This is a genomic window from Aquimixticola soesokkakensis (assembly GCF_900172375.1).
Lineage (GTDB): Bacteria > Pseudomonadota > Alphaproteobacteria > Rhodobacterales > Rhodobacteraceae > Aquimixticola > Aquimixticola soesokkakensis.
In genome coordinates this window covers 159,845-173,042 of the sequence record NZ_FWFS01000003.1, presented here as the reverse complement: position 1 = coordinate 173,042, position 13,198 = coordinate 159,845, and the positions used below count along the sequence as shown (strand labels likewise).

Genomic DNA, 13,198 nt, shown 5'->3' with positions numbered 1-13,198 from the left:
GAGGGACGCACTATGGCGCATGCAAAAGACCACGATTATCACATCCTCCCGCCGTCGATCTGGCCATTTTTCTCGTCCGTCGGCGCATTCATCATGCTGTTTGGCGCGGTGCTCTGGATGCACGCGATCACACCTTTCATGTTCTTTATCGGCCTGATCGCCACGCTCTACTCCATGTGGGGCTGGTGGGCTGACACGATCAAAGAAAACATCGCAGGCGATCACACGCCGGTGGTGCGCATCGGCCTGCGCTATGGCGTGATCTTTTTCATCATGTCCGAAGTCATGTTCTTCGTCGCGTGGTTCTGGGCCTTCTTCAAGAACGCGCTCTACCCGATGTACGACTATGCGGGCACGACCTATGTCAAACCCGAAATCATCCCCATCGACGCCTTCCACCTGCCGCTGATCAACACGCTGATCCTGCTGTGCTCGGGCGCGGCTGTGACCTGGGCGCACCACGCGTTGGTGCATGAAAACAACCGCAAGGACCTGATCACCGGCCTGTCCATCGGGATCGCGCTGGGCGTATTGTTCACGCTGCTGCAAGCCTACGAATACTACGAGCTGTTCGTGCATGAGGGCTACACTTTTGGCGGCGAATTCTTCTACGGCTCCTTCTTTATGGCGACGGGCTTCCACGGCTTTCACGTGATCATCGGGACGATCTTTCTGACGATCTGCCTGATCCGCGCGATGAAGGGCCATTTCACCCCCGAAGATCACATCGGCTTCGAAGCTGCGGCCTGGTACTGGCACTTCGTTGATGTGGTCTGGCTGTTCCTCTTTATCGCCGTCTACATCTGGGGCCAGTAAGCGCGCCCGGATAGGTCTGCGCAAGACTGACACGATCCTTCAAGAGGGGCGCGGGATTTCCGCGCCCCTTCTGCCTTTTCCTTTGTCCTGCGGAGCCTGCCCCGTGAAACGCCTCCTCCCCGCCGCCATCTTCGGCATTGTCGGGTTTTCCATCCTTGTCAGCCTTGGTTTTTGGCAATTGCGTCGCCACTACTGGAAGCAGGGCGTGCTGGCGCAGATCGAAGAGCGTATCGCCCAAGACCCCGTTGCGCTGCCCGCGCAGCCTGATCCCGATGCCGATGAATATCTTGCGGTGGTGCTGGAAGGCACGCTGGAGCCGCAGGAACTGCATGTGTTGGTCTCGACCCGCGACCTCGGGGCAGGGTTTCGCATCATCTCGCCGTTTGTGACGCAGGACGGGCGGCGGGTGATGGTGGATCGCGGCTTTGTCCTGACGCAGGCGCGCGACAGCGCGCGCGTGTCGGGGCCGATGACGATCACCGGCAACCTGCACTGGCCCGAGGAGCGCGACAGCTATACGCCGCAAAACGATGCCGTGGCCAATTACTGGTATGCGCGCGACGTGCCCGTGATGGCCCGGGCGCTGGACACAGAGCCTGTGCTGGTGATCGCGCGCGGAGCCATAGAACCCGCGATGACCCCGCTTCCCGTGAGTAGCGAAGGAATTCCCAACAACCACATGGGCTATGTGGTGCAGTGGTTTTTGTTCGCAGCGGTGTGGTTGGGGATGACACTGCTTCTGCTGTGGCGTATCAGGACAAAACCCGTCTGAACCGATAGGACTGCCGTTTCCATGCGTTATATTTCGACCCGCGGCCAAGCGCCCGAGCTTTCTTTTGAAGAAGCCATGCTGACCGGACTTGCCTCCGATGGCGGCCTCTACGTGCCTGAATCCATCCCGACGCTCTCGCCCGGGGAGATTTCGGATCTGGCGGGGCAAAGCTATGAGGAGGTCGCGTTTCGCGTGATGAAGCCGTTTATCGGTGACACCTTCACGGACGCCGAGTTCAAAGACATCATCGCCAAAGCCTATGCCACCTTCGGGCATGAGGCGCGCGCGCCGCTGGTGCAGTTGGGGCCGAACCATTTCCTGCTTGAACTGTTCCACGGGCCGACGCTGGCGTTCAAGGATTTTGCGATGCAGTTGATCGGTCAACTGTTTCAGGCCGCGCTGTCGCGTTCGGGCAAACGCGTGACCATCGTCGGCGCCACCTCCGGTGACACGGGGTCGGCGGCGATCGAGGCTTTCAAGGGGCTGGCGAATGTGGATGTGTTCATCCTGTTCCCCGATGGCCGCGTGTCCGATGTGCAGCGCCGCCAGATGACCACCCCGCCCGAGGCCAACGTGCATGCGCTGGCGGTAGAGGGCGATTTCGACGATTGCCAGGCCGCGTTGAAAGACATGTTTGCCGATATCGCCTTTCGCGATGGTGTGAAACTCGCCGCCGTGAACTCGATCAACTGGGCGCGCGTGCTGGCGCAGGTGGTATATTACTTTACGGCCGCCGTGTCGCTTGGCGGACCGCTGCGCCCCGTCAGCTTCACTGTGCCCACCGGAAATTTCGGGGATATTTTCGCGGGCTATGTCGCCAAACGCATGGGGCTTCCCATCGAAAAACTGGTGATCGCGACCAACCAGAACGACATTTTGCACCGCACCATGGTGACAGGTGCCTATACGAAAGAGGGGGTGACGCCCTCGATCAGCCCGTCGATGGACATTCAGGTGTCCTCGAATTTCGAGCGCGCGCTTTTTGACGTTTATGACCGCGACGGCGCGGCGGTGGCGCAATTGATGGACGAGCTGAAAGCAGGCTCTTTTACCGTCAGCCAGGGGGCCATCGGGCGTCTGCGCGATCTCTTTGCCTCCGGGCGCGCCTCGGAAGACGACACCCGCGCGACGATCCGCGATGTCTACGCAGGCAGCGGCGAAGTGCTGTGCCCGCATTCCGCCGTGGGCGTGAAGGTGGCCACAGAGAATCTGGGCCAAACGCCCATGGTGACACTCGCCACCGCCCATCCCGCCAAATTCCCCGATGCGGTCTTTGCTGCGACCGGCATTCGTCCCGCGCTGCCCGAACGCATGGGGGATCTGTTCGAGCGCGACGAGCGTTTCACCCGTGTTCCCAATGACCTCGCAGCGCTCAAAGCGCTGGTGAAGGAGCGTATTTCTTGACCGTCCAGACCCACACCCTGTCCAACGGCTTTCGGATTGTCACCGAAAACATGCCCTCTCTCGAAAGTGCCTCCATCGGCATCTGGGTGAGTGCAGGCGGGCGTCACGAACGCCCCGAACAGAACGGCATTGCGCATTTCCTTGAACATATGGCGTTCAAGGGGACGACCACGCGCTCGCCCTTGCAGATTGCCGAAGTGCTGGAAGATGTGGGCGGTTATCTCAACGCCTATACCTCCAAGGAAAATACGGCCTATTACGCGCGGGTGCTGGGGCAGGATGTGCCGCTGGCGCTGGATGTCATTGCCGACATCCTGCTCAATCCGGTGTTTGATCCGCGCGAGATCGAGGTCGAGCGCGGCGTGATCTTGCAGGAAATCGGGCAGGCTCTCGATACGCCCGACGATGTTGTCTTCGACTGGCTGCAGGAAGTGGCCTATCCGGACCAACCGATGGGCCGCACCATTCTGGGCCCTGCCGAGCGGGTGTCCGCCTTTGGCGCGCAGGATTTCCGCCGCTTCGTCGAGGAACGCTACGGGCCCGAGCAAATGGTGCTGGCCGCTGCGGGGGCGGTCGATCACGACGCCATCGTGCGCGCAGCGCAAGCGCTGTTTGGGCATCTGCCCAAGCGCAGCTCGCTTGTCGCGCTGCCTGCCGATTTCCAAGGCGGGGAGTTTCGCAAGTCCAAAAAGCTCGAACAGGTGCATTTCACGCTGGGCTTTGAGTCCCCGGGCTACACCCACGACGATATCTACATTTCCAACACCTATTCCATCGTGATGGGGGGGGGCATGTCGTCGCGGCTGTTTCAGGAGATCCGCGAGAAGCGCGGCCTGTGCTATTCGATCTACGCCCATGCCGGCAGCTACGCCGATACCGGCATGACCACGATCTACGCGGGCACCGGCAAGGACGAGATCGCGCAGCTGGCCGAAGTCACCATCGACGAGCTGAAACGCGCCGCCGACAGCATCACCGAAGAAGAGGTGGCGCGGGCGCGGGCGCAACAAAAGGCCTCCCTGTTGATGGGGCTGGAAAGCCCGTCCAACCGCGCCGAACGTATGGCGCGTCTGATCGGTATCTGGAACCGGATGCCACCACTGGAAGAAACCGTGGCGCGCATTGACGCGGTCTCGCTTGCGGATGTGCGCAATTTTGCCGGATCGCTGGTGCAGGCAAAATCCGCGATGGCGCTGTATGGGCCGGTAAGCGGTGCGCCGGGGCTGGACGCCTTGCTCCGGCGGTTTGCAGCCTGATGCTGATGCGGCGCAAGTCAGCGCGCCTGGAGACGCAGCGTCTGACGCTGCGCCTTCCGGTGCATGGCGACTACCACGCGTGGTCCGAATTGCGCCTCGAAAGTCAGGATTTTCTCAAGCCCTGGGAACCGACATGGTCCCCCGATCATCTGTCGCGCAAGAGCTTTACCAATCGGGTGTATTGGGCGAACCGCTCCATCACCTCCGGGTCTGCGGTGCCGTTTTTCCTCATCCGGCGCGAAGACCAGCAGCTGGTGGGGGCGGTGACGCTGGACAATATCCGGCGCGGCCCGGCCCAAGCGGGCACCATCGGCTATTGGACCGGCGCGCGCTATGCCCGCGCAGGCTACATGCGCGAGGCCGTCGAGGCGCTGATCCACTACGCGTTTCACAGCCTGGATCTGAGCCGGATCGAAAGCGCCTGCCTGCCCGAAAACGTTGCCTCGCGCGGCCTGCTGGAAAAATGCGGCTACAAATATGAGGGCGTCGCGCAGGCCTATCTGCAAATCAACGGGCGCTGGCGCAATCATGTGCTCTATTCCAACCTGCGTGCCGACCGGCGCGGGCGCACGGATATCGGGCTGGCCTAAGCGCTCTGCGAGGCTGTTGCCGCGCGCAGGGCAGGAGGCTACACAGGCGCAACCCCAACCACGCCGAGATCACCATGCTCAACCCTGTCACGCCAGATTTCGAGGCGCAGCTGCGCGCCGTTCTGCCCGCCGCTGCCTTTCGTCCCGCCGAGCCGAAATATTTCGAGGACCCGCGCGGACGCGTGAAAGGCGTCGAGGGGCTGGTGGTTGCGCCCGCGTCCGTCGAGGAGGTCGCGGTGCTTGTCAAAGCCTGCAATGCCGCGCGCATCGGCATCGTGCCTTACAGCGGTGGAACGGGCCTTGTGTTGGGGCAAATCCAGACAGAAGGCCCTGCGCCCGTCACCCTGTCGCTGGAACGGATGAACGCGATCCGCGCGGTCTATCCGGTTGAAAACATGATGGTTGCCGAGGCGGGAGCCATTCTGGCCGATGTCCACGCGGCCGCCCATGCGGTGGACAGGCTCTTTCCGCTGTCGCTGGCCTCGGAAGGCTCGTGCCGGATTGGCGGCAATCTGTCGACCAATGCGGGGGGGGTGAATGTGCTGCGGTACGGCAATGCGCGCGAGCTGTGTCTGGGGCTGGAAGCGGTGCTGCCGGATGGCACGATCTGGCACGGGCTCAAACGCCTGCGCAAGGACAACACGGGCTATGATCTGCGCAACCTGCTGATCGGCGCGGAAGGCTCGCTCGGGATCATCACCGCAGCCGCGCTGCGCCTCTTTGCGCGCCCGGAACGTACCGGCACGGCTCTGATGGTTGTGCCGGACCCGCAGGCAGCTTTGGACCTGCTGGCGCTGGCGGGCAAGCTGATCGGGGACGGGATTAGCGCGTTTGAGATGATGTCGGGCATGGGGCAGAGCTTTTTGGCCGAAACCGTGCCCGAGCTGCGCCTGCCGTTCGACCCGATCCCCGACTGGATGGTGTTGATCGACCTTGGGCTGGCGCGCGCGCAGGACCCGCAGGCCGCGCTGGAGGATCTGTTTGTACAGGCCTCAGAAGCAGGCTTGGTGCGTGACGGGATGATTGCGCAATCGGAGGCGCAGCGTCAGGACTTTTGGGCCGTGCGCGAAACGATCCCGACAGGGAACAAACGGGTGGGGTCGATTTCCTCGCATGACATTTCGATCCCGCGCTCCGATATCCCTGCCTTTATCCCCGAAGGCATTGAAAAGCTGAAAGAACTGGGCGATTTTCGGGTGAATTGCTTTGGCCATCTGGGTGACGGCAATCTGCATTACAATGTTTTTCCGGCCAAGGGAAAAACCCGCGCCGATTATCCCGACATGCCCAAACGCGTGGCGGCTTGTGTCCATGATCTGGTCCACCGCTACAATGGCTCGGTCAGTGCAGAACACGGGGTGGGGCGCTTGAAAGTCGCGGATCTGGACCACTATCAGGACCCCGCCAAACACGCGGCGATGCGCACGATCAAACTGGCGCTTGATCCCAATGGCATCATGAACCCCGGTGCGGTGGTGGATGTGACCAAGGGGTAAGCGGCCAAAGCGGCAAAATTGAAGGCCCCGCTGGGGGGCAGCGAGGCCTTCCGTGATTTCGCAATCACATGTGGTGCAAGCAGTGTCCGGCTCCGTCGGACAAGACGAGCATTGCCGCGATATGGTAAAGATTCGGTTTACGCACCTACGTAAAAACATAATCGCGTTTTGCGACAGGTTGGCGCGTTCGCTCAGTGCCCGCTGAAGGCGCAGAGGGCATGGATGTCATATCCCATATCCTCAAGCACTTTGCGCCCGCCGATTTCGGGCAGATCGATGACAAAGGCGCAGCCCACGATTTTACCGCCCAGCCGCTCGATCAGCTTGACTCCCGCGCTTGCCGTGCCGCCTGTGGCGAGCAGATCGTCCACCAGCAAAATCTTCTCGCCCGGTTGGATCGCATCATCATGGACCTCGACCACGGCCTCGCCATATTCCAGCGTATAGGCCTCGGAAATCACCGCACCGGGCAATTTGCCTTTCTTGCGGATCGGCACAAACCCGACCGCCAGCTGATGCGCAATCGCGCCGCCCAGGATGAAACCGCGCGCCTCCAGCCCCACGACCTTGTCGATGCGTTGACCCACGTAGGGTTCAAGGAGCTGGTCAATGGCCAGACGCATGCCGCGCGGATCGGCAAACAGGGTGGTCACATCGCGAAACATGATTCCCTCATGGGGGAAATCGGCGATGGTGCGGATGTAATCTTTGACGTTTTTAGACATGGAATCAGGCCTTTAGTACGCGGCCGGCGACCGCATCAAGTTTGGCAACCAGTTCGGGGTCGCGGGTGTCGGGCGCGGTCATCAGGGCAAATTCCAACGCCCGGTCACAGCCGCAGGGGCAGGGCGCGCGCGTGCGTCCCAAGGCCTGGGGCAGGCGCGCGACGGTGCCTTTTGCATTGGCTGAATTGGCGCCGAGCGTGGCGATGATATCGGTGATCTCCACCGCGCCGTGATCGGGATGCCAGCTGTCGAAATCGGTGATCATCGCAATGGAAGCATAGCAGATTTCCGCCTCGCGCGCCAATTTTGCCTCGGGCATATTGGTCATGCCGATCACATCACAGCCCCATGCGCGGTACATTTTGCTTTCGGCCACGCTCGAAAACTGCGGTCCTTCCATCGCCAGATAGGTGCCGCCCTTGTGGACAGTGACCCCTTGGGCCTGCGCCGCCTCAAAGGCCAGATCGCCAAGGCGCGCGCAGGTGGGATGGGCGACAGACACATGGGCCACGCATCCGGTGCCAAAGAAACTTTTGTCGCGCGCAAAGGTGCGGTCGATGAACTGGTCGACGATCACAAAATCGCCCGGCGCTTTGTCTTCTCGAAACGACCCGCAGGCCGAGACCGAGAAAAGATCGGTGACGCCAAGCCGCTTGAGCGCATCGATATTGGCGCGGTAGGGCACGGTGCTGGGCGAATGGACATGTCCGCGCCCGTGACGGGGCAAAAAGGCCATGGCCACCCCGTCGAGCGTTCCGGTCAGGATCTTGTCCGAAGGCGCGCCCCATGGTGTGTCGATGCCGACCCATTCGGCGTCTTGCAAACCGTCGATCTGATAGACGCCGGAGCCACCGATCACCCCGATCATGGTTTCAGGTTGCGTGCTCATAAACGCCCTTTCGAGATTGCGATCCACTTTAGCGCGAGTGTGCGGGCTGTGCTGGGGCGCTGCAAGGCCAAGTTGCCGCGCTGGCGCGTAAAAATTCGCCCCGCAAGGGGGCGCGGGCTTGGCCTTGGTTTGGCGGAGCTGTTAGAACCGCGCAAACGCGATCCGGCGAAAGCCATAGGCGGCAACACAGCAGGCGGCAGATGCGCATTGATTTCGATGAAGGCCCATTGGGGGGAGCGGGGCAGGGCACACGGTTTGCCCACCCGCGTCAGGTGATCCGCGCGCATCGTGCTGAGGGCGTTGGTCCAGCGCTTTTGGCGATCGAGGCCGCGCGGGCGCAGGGCTACTGGATCGCCGGGTATTTTTCCTACGAAATGGGCTATGCGTTGGACGCAAAACTTGCGGCACTGTCCTCGGGCCGGGGCGGTGTCGCGCCAGAGCAGGAGGGCTGGCCGCTGTTGGAGATCGGGGTGTTCGATGCCCCCCAAGCGCTGGCTGACCCCGCCTCCACGTCTGCCTCCACGCCCTCCTCCACGTCTGCGGCTCCCCAAATGTCTTCGGGGCCCCGGACGTCGCTGACACCGCTGTGGAGCGCGGCGCAGTACCACGCGGCTTTTGCGCGCGTGCACGATCATTTGCTGGCGGGGGACACCTATCAGGTCAATCTGACCGTCCCGCTGGAGGTGCACAGCGCATTGGACCCCGAACCGCTCTATCGCGCGCTCAAGGCCTGCCAGCCCGTGCGCTTTGGTGCCTTTGTGGATCTGGGCACGCGCGCGCTATTGTCGCGCTCGCCGGAACTGTTCTTTGCGACAGACGCACAGGGCGCAATCGAGGTGCGCCCGATGAAGGGCACGGTGGCACGCGGCGCAACCCCGACGGCGGATGCCGCGGCCAAGGCATGGCTGGAGACCTCGGAAAAGAATTTGGCCGAGAACCTGATGATCGTGGATCTGCTGCGCAACGATCTCAGCCGGATTTGTGACATCGGATCGGTGAAAACGCCGCATCTTTTTGCCGTTGAAACCTATGCAACCGTGCATCAGATGGTGTCGCGTATCACGGGCCGGCTCGCGGCGGGAACCAGCCTGACGCATATCCTCACGGCGTTGTTTCCCTGCGGTTCGATCACCGGCGCGCCGAAACTGCGCGCGATGGAAATCATCCACGACCTCGAAGATACTGCGCGCGGGCCCTATTGCGGCGCGATTGGCTGGATGGCGCCGGATGGCCGCTCGGTGTTCAACGTGGCCATCCGCACGCTTTTGCTGCGTAAAGAGGGCGCGACATGGCAGGGACGGCTGAATGTCGGGGGCGGATTGGTCTTTGACAGCCAAGCCGAGGACGAATGGGAGGAAGCGCTGCTGAAAGCGCGCTTTGCCCAGCTATGAGGGCGCGGCAATGAGAGCGCTGCAGCTGATTGAAACGCTGCGCTTTGATCCCGCGCTTGGCCCTGCGGGCGCGATTGTGCGCCGCGCGCGGCATGTGGCGCGGCTGCAGCGCAGCGCAGCCCATCTCGGCTTTGCCTGTGATCCTGATCAGGTCGCAGCCGCGCTTGACACCGTCAGCAGCGCGCAGCCCCTGCGCTTGCGCCTCACGCTGGCGACCACGGGCGCGCTTGGCCTGACCACCGCGCCCCTCACGGACATCGACCGGCCGTGGCGCGTGGCGCTGTCGCCGCGGCGCCTCGATAAAAACGACCCGATGCTGCGGGTTAAAACGACCGCGCGCGCCCTCTATGACCAGACGCGCGCGGCCCTGCCGCAAGGCATCGACGAGGTGATTTTTGCCAATGATGACGGCGCGGTATGCGAGGGGACGATCACCAATATTTTCCTGCGCCACGGGGGTATTTTGCTGACGCCGCCGCTGAGTTGCGGCCTGCTCCCGGGTATTTTGCGCGAAGACCTTCTGGCCCAAGGATTGGCGCGCGAGGCCGTTCTGAGCGCGCGCGATCTCTGCGGGGCGGAGGTCTTGGTGGGCAATTCCCTGCGCGGCTTGATCGCCTGCACACCGCCAAGCGCCGCCGATTTGCGGCTCTAGCCTCTGTTGCACACCCGCCACGGGGGCACCAAGGGGCGCGGATTCATGGCTTGGGGGTTCAGAACAGCCCGAAGGTGCGCTATGCCAGTGCAAAACCCTCCGGACCAGATGGAACCACGCACGTGCTCAAACCCGTCCTGACCGCTTTTGCGGAAAGTATCCTGCCCAATAAATCCTCCGCCTACCCGCTGACAGCAGCCCAAGCGCGCACCGACCTCTTGTCGGGGCTGACGGTGGCGCTGGCGCTGGTGCCCGAAGCGGTGGCCTTTGCCTTTGTCGCGGGGGTGAACCCGCTGGTGGGGCTCTATGCGGCCTTTATCGTGGGGCTGGTCACCGCCTGCATCGGCGGGCGTCCGGGGATGATTTCCGGCGCAACCGGTGCCTTGGCGGTGGTGATGGTGGCGCTCGTGGCCGAGCATGGGGTTGAATACCTCTTTGCGACCGTTGTGCTGATGGGCATCCTGCAAATCCTTGCGGGTGTGTTGCGCTTGGGCAAATTTATCCGGCTGGTGCCGCAGCCGGTGATGATGGGCTTTGTGAACGGGCTGGCGGTGGTGATTTTCCTCGCTCAGCTTGGCCAGTTCAAAGTCATGGGCCCCGATGGCACACTCATGTGGATGGAAAGCGGACGCTTGATGATGATGCTTGCGCTTGTGGCGCTCACCATGCTGATCGTGTGGGGGCTGCCCAAAATCACCAATGTCATTCCCGCGCCGCTGGCAGGCATTGCCATCACCGCAGTCATTGTGATCGTCTTTGGCATCAACGTGCCGCGCGTGGGCGATCTGGCCTCCATTCAAGGCGGTCTGCCGCAGTTCCATATCCCCATGGTGCCAATGTTTGAAAGCTGGGCACAGTTTGGCCAGGTCATGCATGTGATCCTGCCCTATGCGGTAATCCTTGCCGCGATCGGCCTCATCGAAAGCCTTCTGACCCTCAACCTCGTGGGCGAAATCAAGGGCGAGCGCGGCGGCGTGTCCCAGGAATGCGTCGCGCAGGGTGTTGCCAACCTCGTCACCGGCTTTTTCGGCGGCATGGGCGGCTGCGCCATGATCGGCCAATCCATGATCAACGTGAAATCCGGCGGGCGCACCCGCCTTGCGGGCATCGCAGCGGCGCTGTTCCTTTTGGCCTTCATCGTCGTCGCCTCGCCGCTGATCGAACAAATCCCGCTGGCCGCCCTCGTGGGGGTGATGTTCATGGTGGTGATCGGCACCTTCGCATGGAACAGCTTCAAGGTGATGCGCCGCGTGCCGCGCCTCGATGCCTTTGTCATCGTGCTGGTGACGGTTGTGACCGTCTTCGAAGACCTTGCCATCGCGGTCGTGGTCGGCGTCATCGTCTCCGCATTGGCCTATGCCTGGCAAAACGCCAAACGCATCCACGCACAGACCTCCATCAGCCCCGATGGCGCCAAGGTCTATGCCATCCAGGGGCCGCTGTTCTTTGGCTCGACCGATGGCTTTCTCGAAGCCTTCGATGTGGCGGGCGACCCGCCCCATGTCATCGTCGATTTCGCAGATAGCCGCGTGGCCGACCAATCGGCCCTGACCGCCATCGAACAACTCGCGGCCAAATACGAGGCGGCCGGCAAGATGCTGCAACTGCGCCACCTGAGCCACGATTGCCACCGCTTGCTCGCCAACGCCGGTCAGCTGATCGTGGATAGCGATGACGATCCCGACTATCAGGTCGCCACCGATTACAACGTGCGCACGGGCATCCTTGCGGGCGGTCACTGACCCGCAAGCCCGGCTTTTTTGTCAAAAAATATCCCCGCCGGAGGCTCCGACGGGGATATTTTTATGCCAACTTCGCAGCGGTTTAGCCGACCTCGGCAAAAACCTGTTTCAAGGCGGCGCCCAGCTTGTCGAACATCTCGTCCATCTGTGGCTCGGTCATGATGAACGCCGGCGCAAGCACGATGGACTGGCCCAGCGGGCGGCACAGCAATCCGTGGTCGGTGCAGGTATTGGCGATGCGTTCCGACACCGACAGCGATCCGTCAAACGGCGTCTTTGTGTCTTTGTCCTTTACCGCTTCCAAAGCGCCCATCAGCCCCTTGCCGCGCCATTCGCCGATATTGGGGTTCTCGGCCAGCCGCGCCAGACCCGCCTCGAAATAGGGGGTCAGGCTGCGCACATTCTCCAGCAACCCCTCGTTTTCGATGACATCGATGGCCTTGAGCGCAATCGCGCAGCCCACGGGATGGCCCGAGGCCGTAAAGCCATGGGGGAATTCCTCGATCGCGTCGGCGGCCGCTTGCAAGCGGTCGGCCAGATCAGGCCCCAAAATCACGGCACCCATCGGGAAAAATCCGGCCGTGAGGTTTTTCGAGCTGATGATGGCGTCGGGCGTGAAACCATATGTCTCGCAGCCCCACATTTCACCGGTGCGCCCGAAGCCGGTGATGACCTCGTCAGCGATCAGGGGAATCCCGTGTTTTTTCAGGATCGGCACGATGGTCTGGAAATAGCCTTGCGAGGGCGGAATCACCCCACCGGCCCCCTGCACGGGTTCGGCAAAGAAACCGGCGATGGTGTCGGCGCCTTCGCGCGCAATCGTTTCTTCCAGCTCGCGCCCCAGGCGGGCGGTGAATTCGGCCTCGGTTTCGCCCGCCGCGCCAAAGCGCCAGTAGTGCGGGCAGCCCAGATGGATGAACCCGTCAAGCGGCAGGCCAAAGACCGAATTATACGGCTTGCCGGTCATCGAGGCCGACACAACGGTGACGCCGTGATAGCCGTTCACGCGGGTCAGAATCTTGCGCTTTTGCGGGTTGCCTTCGGAGGCATTGAGGAACCACAGCATCTTGACCATTGTGTCATTCGCCTCGGAACCGGAGTTGGTGTAGAACACCTTGGCCCGCTCGAAGGGCGACACGGCGACCAGCTTTTCGCTGAGCATCACGGTCTGGTCGGACATGCGGCCAAAGAAGGCGTGATAGCCGGGAAAGGTGTCGAACTGGGCCTTTGCGGCCGCGATCAGCCCCTCGTGGTCAAAGCCTGCGACCATGTTCCAAAGGCCCGAATTGGCGTCGAGATAGCTGCGCCCCTCGGTGTCGTAAATATAGGGGCCCTTGCCGTGGGTCACGATCACCGTGCCGCGCTCGTTGATCGAGGGGAAATCGGTGAAGCCGAAAAAGGACGCCGATTTGGCGCGCGCGTCCCAGCTTTGCGGGATGGTCATAGGAAGCTCCTGTGGTTGTTG

12 protein-coding genes are annotated in these 13,198 nt (G+C 62.2%); 9 read left to right on the top strand and 3 right to left on the bottom strand.

Translation table 11 applies throughout. From position 1 onward, the window contains the following. The first annotated feature begins 12 nt into the window (after positions 1-12). The 6 genes from AQS8620_RS05250 to AQS8620_RS05225 all read left to right on the top strand — a co-directional run bounded on the left by AQS8620_RS05250 (position 13) and on the right by AQS8620_RS05225 (position 6,334). Positions 13-816, top strand: coding sequence for a cytochrome c oxidase subunit 3 (locus AQS8620_RS05250; protein WP_085835796.1), 804 nt, complete (start codon positions 13-15; stop codon positions 814-816). A gap of 103 nt (positions 817-919) precedes the next feature. Then, on the top strand, positions 920-1,588 hold the full coding sequence (locus AQS8620_RS05245; protein WP_143267425.1) for an SURF1 family protein: 669 nt from the start codon (positions 920-922) through the stop codon (positions 1,586-1,588). Positions 1,589-1,609: 21 nt separating this feature from the next. Next, the gene (thrC, locus tag AQS8620_RS05240) at positions 1,610-2,992 is read left to right on the top strand and encodes a threonine synthase (protein WP_085835794.1); all 1,383 of its coding nucleotides are present in this window, start codon (positions 1,610-1,612) and stop codon (positions 2,990-2,992) included. Continuing rightward, positions 2,989-4,248 (top strand): M16 family metallopeptidase, encoded by a 1,260-nt coding sequence (locus AQS8620_RS05235; RefSeq protein WP_085835793.1) that lies wholly within the window; start codon positions 2,989-2,991, stop codon positions 4,246-4,248. The genes thrC and AQS8620_RS05235 overlap by 4 nt, the downstream gene beginning before the upstream one ends. Beyond that, entirely contained in the window at positions 4,248-4,838 is a 591-nt protein-coding gene (locus tag AQS8620_RS05230; protein ID WP_085835792.1) for a GNAT family N-acetyltransferase, read from the top strand. The genes AQS8620_RS05235 and AQS8620_RS05230 overlap by 1 nt, the downstream gene beginning before the upstream one ends. Before the next feature lie 74 nt (positions 4,839-4,912). Beyond that, entirely contained in the window at positions 4,913-6,334 is a 1,422-nt protein-coding gene (locus AQS8620_RS05225) for an FAD-binding oxidoreductase (protein WP_085835791.1), read from the top strand. 191 nt (positions 6,335-6,525) lie between these two features. Here AQS8620_RS05225 and AQS8620_RS05220 read toward each other — a convergent pair whose 3' ends face one another. Next, positions 6,526-7,059: an adenine phosphoribosyltransferase gene (locus AQS8620_RS05220; RefSeq protein WP_085835790.1), complete on the bottom strand. Its 534-nt coding sequence runs from the start codon at positions 7,057-7,059 to the stop codon at positions 6,526-6,528. Between the two features lie 4 nt (positions 7,060-7,063). Further along, positions 7,064-7,948, bottom strand: coding sequence for an S-methyl-5'-thioadenosine phosphorylase (locus AQS8620_RS05215; RefSeq protein ID WP_234990375.1), 885 nt, complete (start codon positions 7,946-7,948; stop codon positions 7,064-7,066). 200 nt (positions 7,949-8,148) lie between these two features. Here AQS8620_RS05215 and AQS8620_RS05210 point away from each other — a divergent pair, with 200 nt between their 5' ends. From AQS8620_RS05210 to AQS8620_RS05200, 3 genes are all read left to right on the top strand, one after another. Then, a complete protein-coding gene (locus AQS8620_RS05210; RefSeq protein WP_085835789.1) occupies positions 8,149-9,339 on the top strand; it encodes an aminodeoxychorismate synthase component I in 1,191 nt (396 codons plus the stop codon). A 10-nt stretch (positions 9,340-9,349) separates the two neighbouring features. Next, entirely contained in the window at positions 9,350-9,991 is a 642-nt protein-coding gene (locus AQS8620_RS05205) for an aminotransferase class IV family protein (RefSeq protein WP_085835788.1), read from the top strand. A gap of 158 nt (positions 9,992-10,149) precedes the next feature. Next, the gene (locus tag AQS8620_RS05200) at positions 10,150-11,733 is read left to right on the top strand and encodes a SulP family inorganic anion transporter (protein WP_234990379.1); all 1,584 of its coding nucleotides are present in this window, start codon (positions 10,150-10,152) and stop codon (positions 11,731-11,733) included. Positions 11,734-11,815: 82 nt separating this feature from the next. Here the strand turns inward: AQS8620_RS05200 and AQS8620_RS05195 are convergent, their stop codons facing one another. Continuing rightward, positions 11,816-13,177: an aminotransferase gene (locus AQS8620_RS05195; RefSeq protein ID WP_085835787.1), complete on the bottom strand. Its 1,362-nt coding sequence runs from the start codon at positions 13,175-13,177 to the stop codon at positions 11,816-11,818. Between the last annotated feature and the right edge of the window lie 21 nt (positions 13,178-13,198).

Excerpts from the sequence above, each read along its gene's own strand:
- AQS8620_RS05210 (WP_085835789.1), top strand. The coding sequence starts at position 8,149 with ATGCGCATTGATTTCGATGAAGGCCCATTGGGGGGAGCGGGGCAGGGC.
- thrC (WP_085835794.1), top strand. The coding sequence starts at position 1,610 with ATGCGTTATATTTCGACCCGCGGCCAAGCGCCCGAGCTTTCTTTTGAA.
- AQS8620_RS05250 (WP_085835796.1), top strand. The coding sequence starts at position 13 with ATGGCGCATGCAAAAGACCACGATTATCACATCCTCCCGCCGTCGATC.
- AQS8620_RS05205 (WP_085835788.1), top strand. The coding sequence starts at position 9,350 with ATGAGAGCGCTGCAGCTGATTGAAACGCTGCGCTTTGATCCCGCGCTT.
- AQS8620_RS05215 (WP_234990375.1), bottom strand. The coding sequence starts at position 7,948 with ATGAGCACGCAACCTGAAACCATGATCGGGGTGATCGGTGGCTCCGGC.
- AQS8620_RS05220 (WP_085835790.1), bottom strand. The coding sequence starts at position 7,059 with ATGTCTAAAAACGTCAAAGATTACATCCGCACCATCGCCGATTTCCCC.
- AQS8620_RS05230 (WP_085835792.1), top strand. The coding sequence starts at position 4,248 with ATGCTGATGCGGCGCAAGTCAGCGCGCCTGGAGACGCAGCGTCTGACG.
- AQS8620_RS05225 (WP_085835791.1), top strand. The coding sequence starts at position 4,913 with ATGCTCAACCCTGTCACGCCAGATTTCGAGGCGCAGCTGCGCGCCGTT.
- AQS8620_RS05195 (WP_085835787.1), bottom strand. The coding sequence starts at position 13,177 with ATGACCATCCCGCAAAGCTGGGACGCGCGCGCCAAATCGGCGTCCTTT.